Source organism: Paenibacillus hubeiensis (assembly GCF_032334105.1).
Taxonomy (GTDB): domain Bacteria; phylum Bacillota; class Bacilli; order Paenibacillales; family Paenibacillaceae; genus Paenibacillus; species Paenibacillus hubeiensis.
This window is the reverse complement of the sequence record NZ_JAVYAE020000013.1, coordinates 1-14,599: the sequence shown is the minus strand read 5'-3', so window position 1 is coordinate 14,599 and position 14,599 is coordinate 1. Positions and strand designations below refer to the sequence as shown.

The 14,599-nt window shown below is 56.6% G+C and carries 10 protein-coding genes; all 10 read left to right on the top strand.

Annotated elements, in window-relative coordinates:
• Positions 1–441 precede the first annotated feature (441 nt).
• The 10 genes from RSX24_RS24860 to iolC all read left to right on the top strand — a co-directional run bounded on the left by RSX24_RS24860 (position 442) and on the right by iolC (position 14,234).
• Positions 442–2,736, top strand: coding sequence for a glycoside hydrolase family 88/105 protein (locus RSX24_RS24860; protein ID WP_343262061.1), 2,295 nt, complete (start codon positions 442–444; stop codon positions 2,734–2,736).
• A gap of 218 nt (positions 2,737–2,954) precedes the next feature.
• The gene (locus tag RSX24_RS24855; RefSeq protein WP_343262060.1) at positions 2,955–4,289 is read left to right on the top strand and encodes an ABC transporter substrate-binding protein; all 1,335 of its coding nucleotides are present in this window, start codon (positions 2,955–2,957) and stop codon (positions 4,287–4,289) included.
• Between the two features lie 43 nt (positions 4,290–4,332).
• A complete protein-coding gene (locus tag RSX24_RS24850) occupies positions 4,333–5,283 on the top strand; it encodes a carbohydrate ABC transporter permease (protein WP_343262059.1) in 951 nt (316 codons plus the stop codon).
• Complete coding sequence (locus RSX24_RS24845) at positions 5,280–6,128, top strand: carbohydrate ABC transporter permease (protein ID WP_236420291.1); 849 nt, start codon at positions 5,280–5,282, stop codon at positions 6,126–6,128. The genes RSX24_RS24850 and RSX24_RS24845 overlap by 4 nt, the downstream gene beginning before the upstream one ends.
• Positions 6,129–6,155: 27 nt before the next feature.
• Complete coding sequence (locus tag RSX24_RS24840; protein ID WP_343262058.1) at positions 6,156–8,012, top strand: sensor histidine kinase; 1,857 nt, start codon at positions 6,156–6,158, stop codon at positions 8,010–8,012.
• Positions 8,009–9,616, top strand: a complete 1,608-nt coding sequence (locus RSX24_RS24835; RefSeq protein ID WP_236420289.1) for a response regulator — start codon at positions 8,009–8,011, stop codon at positions 9,614–9,616. Before RSX24_RS24840 ends, RSX24_RS24835 begins: the two co-directional genes overlap by 4 nt.
• Before the next feature lie 57 nt (positions 9,617–9,673).
• A complete protein-coding gene (locus RSX24_RS24830) occupies positions 9,674–10,222 on the top strand; it encodes a GNAT family N-acetyltransferase (RefSeq protein ID WP_343262057.1) in 549 nt (182 codons plus the stop codon).
• Between the two features lie 188 nt (positions 10,223–10,410).
• On the top strand, positions 10,411–12,276 hold the full coding sequence (iolD, locus tag RSX24_RS24825; protein ID WP_343262056.1) for a 3D-(3,5/4)-trihydroxycyclohexane-1,2-dione acylhydrolase (decyclizing): 1,866 nt from the start codon (positions 10,411–10,413) through the stop codon (positions 12,274–12,276).
• Positions 12,277–12,297: 21 nt separating this feature from the next.
• Positions 12,298–13,227, top strand: a complete 930-nt coding sequence (gene iolE / locus RSX24_RS24820) for a myo-inosose-2 dehydratase (protein ID WP_343262055.1) — start codon at positions 12,298–12,300, stop codon at positions 13,225–13,227.
• On the top strand, positions 13,224–14,234 hold the full coding sequence (gene iolC / locus RSX24_RS24815; RefSeq protein WP_343262054.1) for a 5-dehydro-2-deoxygluconokinase: 1,011 nt from the start codon (positions 13,224–13,226) through the stop codon (positions 14,232–14,234). The genes iolE and iolC overlap by 4 nt, the downstream gene beginning before the upstream one ends.
• Positions 14,235–14,599: the final 365 nt, after the last annotated feature.

Below are 14,599 nucleotides of genomic sequence, written 5' to 3'. Positions count from 1 at the left end.
AAAATGGGGGGATTCCCCAGTTAAATCGTGGAAATTTCCACCTACTATCTATATCGGCAGTTGTTGTCGGAAACTAAACCGTTGTTTGAAGGTTTTGCGGACATCCCCTTCTGCGGTTGAACTAGACGAAACGTTGAATCGGGAAGCAGGGAACGGATGGCTTTACGGCAGGTGGTTTCATCAACCAACCATGCCTCGATGGACGATCTTTCCTGTCCGACCGGGAATGTAAACGTAACCAAAAAACTTGTGGCGTCCCATGAGGCCGTCGGGTATACTGTGGCTATGATCTGTCGTTCATCAGAAAAAGGGAAAGGTGGGTCCTGCATTGAGAAATGGTATTTCTTATGGAGGTTAAGCGCTAAACCTAGCTTTATATGAAGTTCATTATGGCTTTTGCTGCATGTTGGCATGATTTCAGCGAGAGAGGGATGTATATCTATGACGATCTATTTCAATGAACCGCAGAGCATGTACCACCGATTCGGGGATGACCCTGAACACGTACTGAAGGTGCTGGCCGAGCGATACATCGGGGCTAATCCGCAAGCGGATTTCGTGTATCGAAAGTTTCAGAAATCCGGTATTTTGCAGAATGATCAAGGGCTCTATGATCTGAATCTGGGGGAACGCTTCCCCGATGCGAAGCAAGGACAGGTTTCTTATGCCGCTGCGCTGGTCTGGGGGGATGAGGATCGGAATTTGGACGTGCTCGTGAGCTGTTACGGTCCGGTTCGTTTCTGGTTCAATGGTCTATTAACCTATCGTTCCACGGTCATTGATGAAATCAAGCCTGATGCAACCGTGAAGCTATCCTTGGATATCAAGCCAGGCTGGAACACGCTGCTGCTGGAACTGAAAAATACGGCTGCCGGATTCGGCTGCCGATTCGGCTCCGACGAAGGCAAGGTCCGCATCCTGAACGTGCTGGCTCCGTTTCGGGGGAGAAAAGGTAGCGCGGGCTGGGTATATTCCGAACCGATCTGCCCGGATCACGTTCCCGCAGGCATTGGCGACCTCCTCGGCGAGGAGGGTCCGGACTTGCTTGGCGACGAGGCGGCCTGCGGTCTGAATTGGCTGCCAGAAACGCGGTGGTCCCCCGAGCGGCAGAACCTGCCTGTGCCGGAGCGTTTATTCGGGCGGCTCCCGGGCCGGCGGGTGTACGGCTGGACCCGAATTCAGGCGGGCAGCCCCGCGGGGATTCCCGTTCGCCTGTCAGGCCATGCGTCGGGACCGCTCCGTATTTGGCTGGAGGGCAAACTAGCGGCAGCACTGCCTGAGGCGGGTTCGTTCGACGTGGAGATCGAAGCGGGACCCGGAACGGGCGATTTGCTGGTTTGCAGCGAATGCCCCGCGGCCGGAGAGCCATGGCAGTTTCATGTGGGCGCAGCCATCGGCGCGGAGCCGGCTGCCCACGTGCTCCCGTGGCGGGTTCATGGCGCGGAAGGTGAAACATGGCTGTATGCAGGACCTTTTGAAGCCGATGCGGAACCTGATGCGACAGAAATGTGCCGTATGGATCGGATTTTTGCGGTGCAGGGCAATGGCGCAGATCACGAACCGGAGCATACGTATTGGCGGCTGGATGGACCCGAGGCATGGGTGCGTCCTTATTACGAGAATGCGATGCTGAGCAACAAGTGGACCGTCGGTTCCGTTACCAATTACGGACGCTGGGATTATCCGCTCGGCGTAACCGTATATGGTTTGCTGCAGACGGGACGTTACCTGGACAGGCCGGATATGATCCGTTACGCAGCAGAGCATGTGCAGGCTTGTACGACCATGTACGAGTACTCGCTGTGGGACCGGAAGCAGTATGGCTTTCCGGCCATCAACCAACAGCTCGTCATGATGAAAATGCTGGATAATTGCGGTTCGTTCGGTTCTGCCATGCTGGAAGCGTACGGCGAGTGCCGGGAGCAGACCTTTTTGCCCATCGCGGACACGATCGCAGACTTTATGCTCAACAAACTGGAACGGCGCGAAGATGGAGCCTTTTACCGGAAATGCCCGGGCGAATATTCGGAAAATACGATGTGGGCGGATGACCTGTACATGAGCACGCCGTTCCTTGTCCGTTATGCACGCCTGAAAGGCGACCCGGCTGCGCTCGACGAAGCGGCGAAACAATTTTTGCTTTTCCGCAAATATCTGTTTATGGCCGATCAGAAGATCATGTCGCACGTTTATGACTTCAAGTATGGACAGGCCACGCGCATTCCGTGGGGACGCGGCAACGGCTGGACGCTGTTCTCGCTGTCCGAGGTGCTTGCCGCGCTGCCGGAGCAGCATGCGGACAGACCGGCATTGATCGCGTTTTTCAACGAATTATGCGAAGGATATGCTGCCCTTCAGGGGGAGAGCGGATTATGGCACCAGGTGCTGAATGAGCCGGATACTTACGAAGAGGCCTCGTGCACAGCGATGTTTGCATACGGGTTCGCCCGGGGAGTGCGCTTTGGCTGGCTTAAGAAGCCGGAAGTGTATGCCGAAGCTTCGCGAAAGGCATGGCAGGGATTGACCCGTGTGGCCATCGACCGTCAAGGAAACGTGCATGGCGTATGCAGCGGATCGAGATATGCGTTTACCTCGGAATACTATGACAAGGACTTGTTGACGGTGACCAATGATAACCATGGCATCGGCATCATGATGCTGGCAGGCACCGAGGTAGCGCGTATGCAGCAGCATTTGGAACAACGCCAATCGCCAGCAGCTGTCCGGTCATCCTGAATACCGCAAAAGGCAAAGGCCGAGAAGGCGACATGTGCGTAAAACGCCGCCGGGAGTGCATGCTCCCGGCGGATTTTTAGATCAGGAAGATCGATCCTCCCCCAACCCCTTACTTTTTTGACAGGATGGCTTACTTTTGTTTATGTTCCGCCTGAAGAACTCCCGGTACAATATATTTGTAAGCGATTACATGTTAAAAAAGGGGAGGAAATTCATCAATGCTGCATATGAAAAAGTGGGTAACCCTGTGCTGCCTGACCCTGTTATTGTTCGCTACAGCCTGTTCGGGGGGAACCTCCAGCCCTGCGGCGTCATCCGACGGCGGGGATAAAGGAGAAACTTCCGGCAATATCGAGCTCCGCATGACGTGGTGGGGGTCGCAGACGCGGCATGATCTGACCACCAAAGTCATCAAGCTGTTTGAAGAAAAGCATCCCGGCATCACGATCAAGCCGGAGTACTCCGGCTGGGACGGATATATGGATAAGCTGACCACTCAGGTCGCCGGCTCCAACGCGCCGGACATCGTGCAGATGGACTACGCGTTCCTGACCGATTTTGCCCGGCGAGGGGCCTTGCTGGACTTGACTCCGTATGCAGACAGCAAGGAGCTTCGCACGGAAGACCATGACGAGAGCATGATCAAGGCCGGAACGATTGACGATAAATTGTACGCCATCACGCTCGGCGTGAATGCGCCTGGCGTCATCTATGATGCAACGCTGTTCAAGGAGCTGGGCATCGAGGAACCGCAGGAAAGCTGGACATGGTCCGACTTCAGCAAAATTGCCGCCAGCATCGCCGCGGCCAAGGGCGAAGGCTTCTACGGTTCGGCGGATATTTCGGGCGCGACGAACATGTTTGAAGTGTTCATTCGCCAGACGGGCAAAGGGCTGTTCGACGGGGGCACGCTGACGGCAACCAGCGAAGAGCTGCAGCAGTGGTTCGACATGTGGGGAGCGCTCCGTGCCAATGGCGGCGCAACGCCGGCCGAGGTGACGGCATCCACGACCAACGCCACGGAGACGCGTCCGATCTCGCTCGGAACGGCCGCCATGGACTTTGCCTGGTCCAATCAATTGTTGACATTCCAGCAGGTGAACAAAAACCAGGATCATACGCTGGGAATCCAGGTCATTCCGCATTCCGAAGGCGAGAAACAGATCGGCGAATACCTGAAACCGGGTCAGTTCATATCCGGGTATGCCAAAACGAAGCATCCCAAAGAGGTGGCGATGTTCATCGACTTCATGGTGAACGATCCGGAGGCGACCGCCATCCTGGGATCGGAGCGCGGCGTGCCGGTGAACTCCAGCATTCGCGAGCAGTTGAAGCCCAATCTTTCCGAAGGGGAGCAGACCATTTTCCAATTCATCGACGTTGTATCTCAGCATTCCAGCGAGATTGACCCGCCGTATCCGCAAGGGTTCTCCGAAGTGGATGCCAGCTTCAAAACGGCGAGCGAACAGATCGCATTCGACCAGGGAAGCATGCCGGACGTCATTGCGCAATTCATCGAAGGCGCCAAGGCTGCGCTGGGTTCAAGCCAATAACCGCCTGCACGTATCCGGAATCCAATGAGCGGGAGGAAATGACATGAGTACAACGCAGGTCAGCCATGCGACAACCGAACGCGTGGCTGCCCGGGCCGCGAAACGGAGATATGCCCATAACCGGGCAGCTCTCCTGTTCCTCGCCCCGTGGCTGTTAGGTTTGCTGCTGCTGACGCTTGGACCGATGATTGCTTCGTTATATATTTCGTTTACCGACTACAGCATCCTGACCTCGCCTGTATGGGTCGGCCTGGAGAACTACGTTACGATGTTTACGTCGGATAAGTTGTTTGGTCAATCGCTGAAAGTCACCTTTACCTATGTGGCCGTCTCTGTGCCGATCAAACTGATTTTTGCGCTGATGGTGGCGCTCCTGCTGAACAAGGGCATTCGTGGGCTGGGCCTCTATCGAACCGTTTATTACATTCCGACCTTGCTTGGCGGCAGCGTGGCGATTGCCATGCTGTGGCGCAAAATGCTGGGCGGCGACGGCCTGCTGAACGGGCTGCTCGCCATGATCGGCATCAAGGCCCCCGATTGGGTGGCGAACCCGAAGTATGCCCTGTATTCCATCGTGCTGCTGTCCGTGTGGCAGTTCGGCTCGTCGATGATCATTTTTCTGGCTGGACTGAAACAAATCCCGCCCGAGTACGAGGAAGCATCGGCGGTGGACGGCGCAGGCCCTGTACGCCGGTTTTTCAACATCACCTTGCCGATTTTGTCCCCTGTCATTTTTTTCAATCTGGTCATGCAGCTGATCACCTCCTTTCAGTCGTTCACGCAGGCTTTTGTCATCAGTAACGGAAGCGGAGGACCGGTCAATTCCACGCTGATGTATTCCCTGTATTTGTACAAGAAGGGTTTTTCGTTCTTCCAAATGGGTTACGCCTCTGCCATGGCGTGGATTCTCGTTATTCTGATCGGCGTGTTTACTTTGCTCGTGTTCCGCAGCAGCCGCCTGTGGGTGCACTATGAGGATGGTGGAAAATCATGATTGGACAACGCAGCTCTACCGCATGGGTCGTTGCAAAGCACGTAATGATCTCGGCGATCGCCTTTGTCATGCTGTACCCGGTGCTCTGGATGTTAGGCAGTTCGTTTAAACCAGGGCACATGATATTCACGGAAACGTGGTTCTGGCCGAAGGAATGGAACTTTAGCAATTACGTGAGCGGCTGGACGGGAATTCAGGGCAATCCGTTTTCCCGCTTCCTGACCAACTCCGTCGTACTGTCGCTGGGCGCCGTGCTGGGCAACGTAATCTCCTGCTCGATGGCTGCTTATGCCTTTGCCAGACTGGATTTCCGCTTCAAGGCGGTGTGCTTCGGGCTGATGCTGATGACGATCATGCTGCCGCATCACGTGACGCTGATCCCGCAGTATATCTTGTTCAACCATCTGGAATGGATCAATACGTACCTGCCGCTCGTCGTACCGAAATGGCTTGCCACGGACGCGTTCTTTATTTTCCTGATGGTGCAGTTTTTCCGCGGGCTGCCCAAGGAGCTTGACGAAGCGGCCACGATCGACGGCTGCGGTCCGGTTCGCATTTATACCAAGGTGATTCTGCCGCTTGCGTTCCCGGCGCTCGTCACCACGATGATCTTTACCTTTTTGTGGACATGGGACGATTTCTTCAGCCAGCTGATCTATTTAAGCGACGTCAGCAAATACACGGTGCCGCTCGGTCTGCGCCTGTTTCTGGATTCCAGCTCCCAATCGGATTGGGGACCGATGTTTGCGATGTCCGTGCTGTCTCTGCTGCCATGCTTTATCGTCTTCATCGTCTGCCAGAAATACTTCGTGGAAGGCATCGCGACCTCCGGGCTCAAAGGGTAATTCCAAGACGAAGGTAGGGACTTTAGCATGAGGAAACGAAGCGTATCCTTGTTTATCCGCCATAGGCTGCAGCAAAGCAAGCTCACCACTTTGATGGTGACTTGCTTTATTGCATTTAATCTGCTGCTTGTATCGGTGATCGTATGGCTGTCCTATCAGTCGTTCTCCAAAGTGACGTTCACCGAGATCAGCAATGCGCGCCTGGCGCTCCTCAACGAAAGCACGCGCCGAGGCTTCGATTTCATCACGAACGTAACGGGCACCGCGTATTCCCTGGCAAGCAACCGGGAGCTGTCCAGCCTGCTTGAGACGGCAGGCACGGGCAGGCTGACGCAGATTCATCAAAGGCGCGAGGTCGCCAAAATACTGGAGCACACCGTAGTCGTGAGCGAGGGGATCACCTCGGTGGAGCTGTACACCGATGCGTTCAACGGCGTAGCCGTGACGATGGCCGATCGCATTTACCCCGTCGATACGGTAGCGGCCGATTCGTGGTACGGCGCGCTGGAAAACGCGGATGCCGCCTGGGTCCCGCTCAGGGAGAACGGATCGGGGCATTCGCTCGTCGGATACGCCCAGCGCATATTCGACAGTCATGGCGGCACGGTAGCTTATGTACTGATCCGGTTAAGCCGGGAGGACATCGTTCGGCGTTTTGCCGATCTGCCGCTCGTATTGGACGGACAGGTCCTGCTCGTGGATACGTCGGGGAGCGTCATCATGCAAATGGGCGAAAACGGAGCGGATGGCACGGCCTTCGGCAATGGCGACTCGTCAAGCGCGGAAACAGCGACGGTGGGGGATGCTGCGCCTTGGGTTGATCAAGCCTGGCTTGAGGAACATGCAGCGCATGCAGGGGACGGCTTTGAGGTGGCGTCTGCCCCGGGCGGCTCGCAGCTCGTGCTCTATTCCCGGCCTGCCATGCTGCAGTGGCGCTTGGTGCAGATCATTCCCGTGCACATGTTATTAACCCCTGTCCGTGCGGCGGGTTGGCAGGTGCTGGGGGTAGCCGTCATAGGGTTACTGTGTTCGGCCGTGTTGGCCTGGTTGTTCGTTCGCGGCATCGTGCGGCCTCTGCGGCAGTTGATTAAACGCATGCGGCAGCTGGAGCGCGGGAACTTCGACACGCGCGTCGAACTTTCCTTTACCGAGGAGTACGCCCATCTGGCCTACGGCTTCAACCACATGGCCTCCCGGTTGACGGATCTGATGGACCAGGTCCGCGAAGAGAGTCGGGCGAAGCGGGAGGCCCAAACGAGCCTGCTGGAGGCGCAGATCAAACCGCATTTTCTCTACAACACGCTCGACATGATCCACTGGCGCGCCATGGACTATCAGGCACGCGACATCAGTCGCATGATCGTGCAATTAAGCAAACTGCTGCGCATCGGACTGAGCGGAGGCAAACTGTTTATTCGCGTGCGGGACGAGTTGGAGCACGCCCGCTGTTACGTGAGCATTCAAGCGGAACGACTGCCGTTTGCCATCGACTACGAAGAGCGGGTCGACCCGCTCGTGCGCGGGTGTTACATTCCGAAGATCATCCTGCAGCCTTTTATCGAAAATGCGGTCATGCATGGCCATCCTGCGGACGGGGCGCTTCAAATTCGGGTGGACATCCAGGCGGAAACAAGTAATTCAAAGGACCAGCTTGTTATTCGCATTACGGATAACGGGCAGGGACTGCCGGACGGTTGGGCGCTGGGTGAAACCACCGGCATCGGCGTGCGCAACGTGCATCAGCGCATCCAATTGTACTGCGGAACAGGGTATGGCGTGCAGCTTGGCACGGCCGAGTCGGGCGGCGTACGGGTGACGCTTACGCTGCCGCGGATCGAGAGCGAGGAACAATTGAATCTGTGGGTAGGCGGTGAGAGCGCATGAAAACGATCCTGCTGGTGGATGACGATCCGCATATGATCCGGGCGCTGACCCATCATGTCGATTGGCCATCCCTTGGCCTGACCATTGCAGGGACTGCCGCGAACGGCGCGGATGCATTGGAGCTGTTTCGCGGCGTGAAGCCGGACCTGGTTATGACGGATATCTACATGCCGGGAATGACGGGACTCGAGATGACGCAGGCGCTGAGGAGCGAGCATCCCGACGTTCCTATCATTATTCTGAGCGGGTACGACGAATTCGAAAATGCACGGGCGGCGATGCGGTGGGGCGTGAACCACTTTTTGCTGAAACCGGCGGAGGTGGAGGAAATCGAGGCCGTGCTGCGCGAGGTCATGCTGGAACAGGATGTGAGAGAGCGGCGAGAGCGGCTGGAGCGCGTTTATAAACAGGAGATCGGACGTGTGCTTCCCTATCTGAGAAAACAGTTCCTGCATGAGCTTCTCACCACGCGGTACCGTCCGGAAGAAATGTCGCGGGACCGAATGGAATATGTCGGATTGAGCGATGCCGGACGCGTTCGGGCCATCAGTCTGCAGCTGGGTCGCCCCGAATTCCTGACGCGCATGAAAGAACGCGACTGGCAATTGCTCAGGTATGGCGCGGCGGACATCATCAGGGAAACCGTGCAAACCCATGCTTCAATGATGGCAGAGAGGCAGCATATCGAAGTGATCGACTACTCGGATCGAGTGTTCGTGCTCGTTATGCTGGAAGGCGATTCTTCGGCAGAGTCGATTCAGCGGCTGCTGCAGCGCATGATCGACCAGGTGTTCACGTATCTCAAAATGGAGATGAACGCAGGCGTCGGCGGGTGCAAGGGCCATTTATGCGAGTTGATGGACTCCTATCTGGAGAGCCGGGAGGCGCTGGAAACGGCAGAATTCCAGGGGGGCAGCCGGGTGTATTGTTATGAAACGGACGGGTGGCAGGAAGCTCCTGCTCCCGACTACTCCATACAGCTTCGGCAATGGAGCGAAGCGTGGACCGACATGCGGCCGGACTTGGCGGAAGAGGTATGGCGCCACATTCGCTGTTTGTTGGAGAAAGGGAGCGGAACGAGCATGCAAGAGGTACAAGTGGTGGCCGTGAGCCTGTTCGATACGCTGACGCAAAGCTGGAGCAGCCGATATCCCAGGCTTGACCCTCCGCTGGCAATGAGCGACTTTTTGCGCGAAATTCAGCTTAAATATACGCTGCAGGATCTGATATGCTGGATGGACGGCGTGATTCGGAATTGGCTTGAGCAGGCAAGGAAAGAAACGGCCGAGAAGAAAACCAACAAGCTGGTGATCCAGGTCAAGCGATACGTGGAGGAGCACTATGCGGAAGAGATCAGCTTTGAGGCCATTGCGCGGGGGTTGTACGTTCATCCCAAATATTTGAGCCAACTGTTCAAGCGGGTGACGGGGGAAAACTTCGTCAGCTACCTTAACGGATATCGGGTTCGGAAGGCCATGGAGCTGCTCAAGACGGGAAGATACATGGTGTACGAGGTGAGCGAGATGACGGGATTCCGCAATGCGACCTATTTCAGCCAGGTGTTCAAAATGCTGACGGGAAAAAGCCCGTCCGAAGTAGACTAACCGCGGATCATGAACGGATGACATGCTGAATAGAATACGAAATGGAGTTATGAGGAAATGGTAATTGAAGAACAGCGGTTCCAGTCAAAGGGCAAGACATTTGCGATCAGGTCGGCGCAGGAAGGAGACGGAGAAGCGTTGTCGGCACTGCGCTTGCGGATTGACGGGGAGACCGAACATATGGATCGCGAGCCGGGTGAAGCGTTTATCGATGCCATCGGTTTTGAAGATCTGATTGCCCGGGATACGATCAAGCCGCGAAATCTGTTTTTGGTGGCTGTGGCGGATGGGAAGATCGTGGGATATTCGAGATGCGAAGGGAGCGAATTGAAGCGGTTTGCGCATAAGGTGGAATTCGGCGTAGGCGTTGCGCAGCATTATTGGGGGTACGGGATTGGTACGCGGCTGCTGGAATGTTCACTTGGTTGGGCGGATGCACAAGAGGCGATTAAGAAAGTGACGCTGACCGTGCTGGCTGCCAATGCGAAGGCGCGAGCCCTGTACGAGAAGGCGGGGTTTGAGGTGGAAGGCGTGCTGCATAACGACAGGCGGCATGCGGACGGAACGTACCATGATACGATCGTGATGGGAAGATTCAGACCGTAATTTGGCGAGTCTGCGAAAGAGGAGAAGCGTTTTATGGGTTCTGTAATAAAACGCTTACAAAAAATACTTGCCTAAATGATACGGCTGTAATATCATGTGAATTAAGCGCTTAACCTTCAGGGGTAAGGCGCTTAACTTTAACGTAGATTAAGCGCTTAACCCATGAAGGGAAAGGAGACGATTCATCCATGACAACGATTCGGCTGACGATGGCTCAGGCATTGCTCCGCTATCTCGACCAGCAATACATTTCCGTGGACGGCGAGGAAACGAAGTTCGTAAAAGGCGTCATCGGCATTTTCGGGCACGGCAACGTGACCGGCATCGGGGAAGCGTTGGAACGCAGCCCCGGCCGCCTGACGTATTTGCAGGGCAAAAACGAGCAGGGCATGGTGCATACCGCAGCAGCCTACGCCAAACAGAAGAACCGCAGGCAAATCTATGCCTGCACCACGTCCATTGGACCGGGTGCCTTGAACATGATCACCGCTGCAGCGACGGCTACGGTCAACCGGATCCCTGTGCTGCTGCTCCCGGGAGACAATTTCGCTACGCGGGAGCCTGACCCGGTGCTGCAGCAGCTTGAAGTTGGAAGCGATTACACCATTTCCGCTACCGATCCGTTCAAAGCCGTAAGCAAGTACTGGGACCGCATCGTACGGCCGGAGCAATTGATGACGGCGTTGTCGAACGCGATGCGGGTACTGACCGACCCGGCCGAGACGGGCGCGGTGACGCTGGCGCTGCCGCAGGACGTGCAGGCCGAGGCATATGATTATCCCGCGGCATTTTTCGAGCGGCGGGTGCACTACCTGGACCGGCGTCCCCCGGTCCGGGCCGCCCTCGAGCGGGCGGCTGAGCAGATCGCCCGCGCACGCAGGCCGCTGCTGATCGCAGGCGGCGGCGTACTGTACGCCGAGGCGTCCGCGCAGCTTGCGGCCTTCGCCGAAGCCTTCGGCATCCCGGTCGCCGAGACGCAAGCCGGCAAAAGCGCCCTGGCATGGGACCATCCGCTCAATGTGGGGGCGGTTGGCGTAACCGGTTCGCTGGCGGCCAACCGGCTGGCGCGGGAAGCGGACGTTGTCATCGGCGTCGGCACGAGGTTTTCGGACTTCACGACGGCGTCGAGGTCTGCTTTCCAGCATCCCGACGTATCCTTCGTCAATATCAACCTGAACGGCATGGATGCCGCGAAGCTCGGCGGCGAAGCGGTGCTGGCCGATGCGCGGGAGGGTCTTCAGGCTTTGCAGGAGGCGCTTCAACTGCGGAAATATCGCAGCGGATACGAGTCATCCGAGGTGGCGGATCTCCGTCGACAGTGGGATGCCGAGGTCGATCGGCTGTATGCGCTCAAGCATGAGGCGGGATTGGCGCAGACGCACGCGCTCGGCATCATCAACGACGCCATTCCATCCTCATCCGTAATCGTCTGCGCCGCGGGGAGCCTGCCCGGTGACCTGCACCGTTTGTGGCGGTCGGCCGAGCCGAAGACGTACCACATGGAGTATGGCTTTTCTTGCATGGGCTACGAAGTGAGCGGCGCGTTTGGGGTAGCCTTGGCCGAGCCGGATCGTGAGGTGTATGCGTTGGTTGGCGACGGCAGTTATCTGATGCTGCACTCCGAATTGGTGACCAGCCTTCAGGAAGGACGCAAAATGACGATTTTGCTGTTCAACAACAACGGCTTCCAATGCATTCACAATTTGCAGCGGGAGCAAGGCAGCGACGGGTTCGGCAACGAATTCCGCTATCGCGAGGCCGGATCCGGACGTTTGACCGGGGAGTACATGCCGATGGATTTCGCCGCCCATGCCCGCAGCTTGGGTGCAAAGGGTTATCGGGCGGAGAATGCGGAGCAGCTGGAACAGGCACTTCGGGCGGCGCAGGCCGAGACGGTGACGACATTGATCGAAATTCCGGTGGTGCCTGGCACCAACTCGGGCGGTTATGAATCGTGGTGGAACGTGGGCGTTCCCGAAGTATCCGCAGAGGGCAAGGTGGTAGAAGCACATGGCGCCATGCGGCGGAATCGCGCCAAAGCAAGGCTCATCTAATCGCAAAGGAGACGGGAATATATGAGCAAGCTTCCATTTCGGATCGGCATTCATCCGATCAATTGGGTCGGCGAGGATGTGAAGGAACACGGCAACGATACGACGTGCGAACAAATTTTGGACGACATTCAGCGTCTCGGGCTGACGGGCACGGAGATGGGGCGCAAGTATCCGACGGATCGGATTGAGCTAAAAAAAGAACTGGATCAGCGGGGCATACGCCTCGTATCCCAGTGGAAATCGGTGCTGTTTTCCGATCCGTCCTATCGGCAGTCCGAGCTGGACGGTTACCGCCGCCACGCCGAATTTTTGCAGTCCATGGGCAGCACGGTGATCAGCACATGCGAGGTGGGCGGTTCCCTGCATTTCGACCCACGGCGCACGCCCCATGAAAAAGAGGTGCTGAGGCTGGGAGAGCCCGAGTGGCAATCCTTGGCGGAAGGGCTAAACGCCGCCGGGGAGATTGCCCGCGAGCATGGTTTGAAGCTGACGTACCATCATCACGGCGGCACGGCGGTAGAACAGCCGGAAGAGATCGATAAGCTGATGGAGCTGACCGATCCTGCCCTGGTTCACCTGCTCTATGATACGGGGCACGCTTATTACGGGGGAGCCGATCCGTTGGAAGTGCTGCGCAAGCATTATGACCGGATCGCTTACATTCACCTCAAAGATGTCCGTCCACAAGTGCTGGCAGAGGCACGGGCGGAGCAGAGCGACTTTGTCGGCTGCATTCGCAAAGGAGTATTCACGGTCCCGGGTGACGGCTGCATCGACTTTGCCCCCATTGTGGAGGAGCTCGTTTCCCGAGGGTACAACGGATGGGCGATGCTTGAAGGGGAGCAGGACCCGGCAGTGCATAACCCTTACGAATATGCAAAGCGTTCCCTGGCGTATATCGATTCTCTTGTCCGGGAGCCAAACGATACGGAAAGGAGCCCGCTCACATGAACTACGTTGATTTCCCCGCTTCGCGGAAAATGGATTTCACGGCGATCGGCCGCCTGTGCATCGACTTGAACGCCAATGAAATCAACCGTCCGATGGAAGACACGATGACGTTTACGAAGTATGTCGGCGGTTCGCCCGCCAATATTGCGATCGGGATGTCCCGTCTTGGCTTGAAAACGGCTTTTGTCGGCAAAATCGCGGACGACCAGATGGGGCGGTTCATTCACCGCTACCTGGAGAACAACGGCATCGATACGTCCAATGTAGTTACTGATGATACCGGTGCGGTTACCGGGCTGGCTTTCACGGAGATCAAAAGCCCGACCGATTGCAGCATTCTCATGTACCGCGACAACGTAGCAGATCTGAAGCTGCGCGCCGGAGAGGTGCAGGAGCAGTTGATCGCCGACTCGCGCGTATTGCTGATTTCGGGCACGGCACTGGCGCAAAGTCCTTCCCGCGAAGCGGTGTTTCAGGCTTTGGCGTATGCGAAGCGGCATGGGGTGGTGATCGTGTTTGATCTCGATTACCGTCCTTACACGTGGACGTCGCCGGAAGAGACGGCGGTGTACTACAACCTTGCGGCCGAGAAATGCGATATTCTGTTGGGCACCCGCGAGGAGTTCGACATGATGGAGGCGTTCGACCACAACCCGGACCGCAGCGATCAGGTGACGGCCCGGAAGTGGTTTGATTTTTCGGCCAAGATCGTCGTCATCAAACATGGCAAGCAAGGCTCCATCGCTTATACGAGGGAGGGCCAATCCCACCGTGCGGACAGCTATCCGGCGCGGGTGGTGAAGACGTTCGGCGCGGGCGACTCCTATGCGGCCGGTTTCCTGTACGGCTTGATCCAGGGCTGGACGATCGAGCAAAGCATGGGTTACGGCAGTGCGGCTGCATGCATTGTGATTTCCAGCCATAGCTGTTCGGATGCGATGCCGACAGTAGAACAGGTCAACGACTATATTGAGCGCTGCAACCGGGGCGAGATTACGGTGCCCTGAATGGTGACGCAGGCAAGAAGTAGCGCAAGCCCATTTAGGATGATATTGCTGGAATGTGTGAGGCTGGGTCAGGAAAATTTGGTTTCCGGTTCAGGCAGGAACTCCAGCAACTTTATAGAGGAAGGCCGAAGTTTCAAAGGCTGTGACAATGTGGTTGGAAAATGTAACGAACATGAGGCACCTTATTCCCTCGAAAATGGAGGCTGTCTAATCCTAACGAACTTCAGCGGCGTTATTTACCGGAATTAGCTGCGACAAGAGCATAAATGGGGCAAATAACGCTTCTCATGCTCTTCTGTCAATAAAGTGGACACTCTCGTTTATGAGGTTTTTTGGTAATACTGTTGCTCGAATTCCAAAGGAGA